Below are 3,397 nucleotides of genomic sequence, written 5' to 3'. Positions count from 1 at the left end.
TGGGTTGCTGCTGACGCGCGCCTTCAATCATGTTGGCGAAATGCTGCATGGACAACAACTGGCAGTAGGCCATTGCCATGCCGCCGGCCTGCATCAACTCGTGGAGGCTTTCAGCGGACAACTGGTTTAACGCGGCCTCGTTGATGCGAAACAAGCCCCCAAGGGTCTTCTCGCCTGCGGAGGTCTTGACCTTGACTGTCCAAGGCATGAGCAAGCCGAGCTGGTGCAGGGCAGCACAGGCGCGCACAGTGGCCTGGCGGCTCTTTTCCACGCTGCTCAGGAACTTGATGAGTTGGCTGATCAACGGGGCAATTTGCCCGTCTTCGGTAAAAAAGCGTTCACCCTCCGGGCCTTCGTGGACCAGGCCACTGGCGTGATCGACGCACAAGGTCGGCGCACCCTGGGCGCTGACGCCCAGCGAGAACGGGTGGCCGCGAAACAGCGCCGGAATGTAGCGCCCGGTCCAGCGGCCATCTGACGCCACGCACAGGTTGGTGTCAGGCGGTACCCCCAGCACGGCCACCACCAGCCAGGCATCCGCCTGCTGCAGAAAGGCGATTGGAAGTGACATACAGGCTTGGGGCAACTCGCTAGCCACCAGCGGCGCCAGCGCCTGACGCGCGGCAAAATCATATCGGACGGGGCGCGTCCAGCGCAGGGGGCCGTGGCGTTCAAGGGTAATGGGCTGAGGGTCTTGCATGGTCGTTAAGCCTGTCTATCAGGATTGGCTGGTAAGCACCGCGATGACCGCCGATGCCAAAAATAAAAAACCCCCGAGTCTTTGTGAGACCGGGGGTTCTTGTGGAAGCGTCCTGCCTGAGGCTACTCAGACAGGACTAACCGAGCGGCTCGCTTAGGCAACGATATCGCTGAACGAGAAGTTCGTCGAGTTGACGCCGATGAGAGCAACCACACCGTCAGGGGTGTCGTCATTGTTGGCATCAAAGAACACCAGACCAACTGTCTCAACACCGTTACCCAGCAGATCAGCCTGGATGGAACCGAGGTAGTAAACCACGTTGGTTCCGCTCATTGCAGCCAAGGCATCGTTGTACACATCGACATAGGTATCGAGGGCAACTTCAGCAGAAGAGTCGAAATTGCCGCTGACGCCGCCGGTACCAGCTGCCAGACCGAAGCTGATGGTGTCATCTTCCACGGTGCTGAAGTCAGTGATGATGTCAGCAGTCGCTAGATCAGCAAGGGTGCCGGTCAGCAGCTGAGATGCACCTGTGCCGCTGATGCCGCCCGATGAACTGGCTGCCAGCGTGAAACCACCGTTGTCAGACACTCCATCCAGGAGAGTCAGGACCGCACCGGAAACGCCAGGGACAGCCGGGGTAAGCACGACTGCAACAACCCCGTTCACCGGGTTGACTGATCCCGCCACGGTATTGAACGAAGTCCCGAGGGCCAACGCGATAGCATCTTCGGTCTCCCCGCCCATTGCCACATACTCGCCAGTGATGGCGTCACCATCATCAGGCGTTGCAGTCAGACGATAAACCTCACCAGCGACAGCCAATGTGGCGCTACCGGTGCCAATCGTCACCTTGCTCTGCTGTGGCACATCGGCAGCGTCGGAAGCGGCAGCCTCAACAGCCGTCATCACCGCAGGCACTGAGTGGGTAATGGAGAGGATCTCCACGCCCTGGCCCGGTGCACCGTTCACCAGGAGTTGATCATTGATGTCATCGTAGATCGTCGCCAGGCCGCGGGTTGACAGTTCAGCGGCGATTTTGTCGCCCACTGCATCCAGATCGTTGAAGTCGATAGTGGCATCGTCCAGAATCTGGAAGTTACCGTTGCCGTTCCCTTCACGGTAGAACACGGTAATGGACTGCAAGCCATCATTGTTAGCCATGGCGGTATCCGCAAGATCCCAGATCTCGTCGTCGTTACCGGCGACTGTCGGTGCAGCTGCAGGCACGACTTCAATCGGCTGACTGATATCGATATTGAAGATGAAGTCGTCAGCACCGCCGTTACCCGTCAGTATGTCTTCTGCACCCAATGCTTGGCTGGTATTGCCACCGTTGATGACGTCAGCAAAGGCGCTGCCGATCAGGGTGTCAAGCGATGCCGTGCCGTCGGTCGAACCGGTCAGGTTGAAGCCCTTGGTGCCACCCGCTGCAGAGACGTCGATGGTGCCGTCGGTTAGCGTTGCGCCCCGCGAGATGTTGGCCGTGCCAATGTTGCTGGTCGCTGCCGTTGCAATGAAGGTAGCAACCACTGCATTAGCCGTTGCGGTTGCACCGGTCACTTGCAGCACATCGTCGGCGCCGGCACCGGCGCCATCAGCAGCCAGGCCTGTGACCGTGTCAGTTCCGGCATCGACCACCACGGTATCCGATCCACCGGTTGTCAGATCGATCAGGTCGTCGCCGAGACCGCCAGTAACCGTGTCGTCAAGGGAACTCAGAAGGATACGGTCATTGTTGGCCGAACCAACAACAATCTGACCCGCATCTATGTATCCGCCAACTCCATCAGGTACCGAGGCCTCGTCGACATCAAGGTCGAAATAACCGTCGGCGTCCTGCGGCAGCGGCAGCGTGGTATCCAGGGTTACCGCCGAGACGTCAACCACAACCGTCCTGATGTTGCTGTCGCCAACCCAGTCCAAATTGCCCAGATTGTTGTCGGTGCCATCGCCAACGATGAAGGTGGTGCCTTCGCCGCGGACCACTGCACCGATAAGGTCAATCGCCTTGGCCTGGTCGATGGTGAGGGTCAGCGAACTACCGGCCGGCACATCGATCGTCGTCGTGGCATCGACACTCAGCACCACGTCCGACAGATCCACAGCGCCGTCGATGATCATCGGCACGTTAATCAAGGTCAGGATGGCACCGGCCTGGAACACCACGTCGTCGGTAATGGTCAGCGAACTGCCCGCTGCGGCGCCGGTGAAGTCGAACACCCACTCGCTACCCGTGTTGAGTTGCGGCGTGTTGGCGCCAACCGTCTCCAGGGTCATCGTGGTCACGCCTTGGCCGGCGGTGAAGGTGAATGCCTCCAGCAGTCCGTCGTTGGTACCGCCAGGCGTGCTGTCGTCGTTGGTGCTGTCGATTTGCGAGAGCGTGAGGTTCAGCGTGCCGTCAAAATCCGAAGCATCGATGTCGCTCAGTTCGTTGCCTTCCACTTCCTGCAGCGTGATCGTGCCCGCGGCATCATTGCCGTTGGTGATCGTCAGGGTTTCGGTGTTGTCCATGTGCATGACCGGGTCGAGCACGGCGGTGAAGCCGGTCGCGTCCATGGTCAGGCCAGTGATGTCAACATCTGAAGTGTTAATCGCCGCGATGGTGATGTTGTTGTCACCCGTGAAGTCGAGCAAGGCGTTGGTGTCCGCATTGTTCCCGACCAGCGAGGCGTTGCCGTTCTCGTAGGTGATGGT

Annotated in this window: 2 protein-coding genes; both read right to left on the bottom strand. The window is 59.5% G+C overall.

Translation table 11 applies throughout. The annotated features are described in order from the left end of the window. The coding region (locus tag WAZ62_RS13500; protein WP_422644060.1) for a SapC family protein at positions 1-700 on the bottom strand (700 nt) is incomplete at its 3' end. 153 nt (positions 701-853) lie between these two features. After that, positions 854-3,397, bottom strand: a 2,544-nt coding sequence (locus WAZ62_RS13495; protein WP_422644059.1) for a beta strand repeat-containing protein, incomplete at its 5' end; no start/stop codon positions are given.

Origin of the sequence: Zavarzinia sp. (assembly GCF_049306435.1) — a bacterium.
Classification (GTDB): Bacteria; Pseudomonadota; Alphaproteobacteria; order Zavarziniales; family Zavarziniaceae; genus Zavarzinia.
This window is presented reverse-complemented; position numbering and strand designations above follow the sequence as displayed.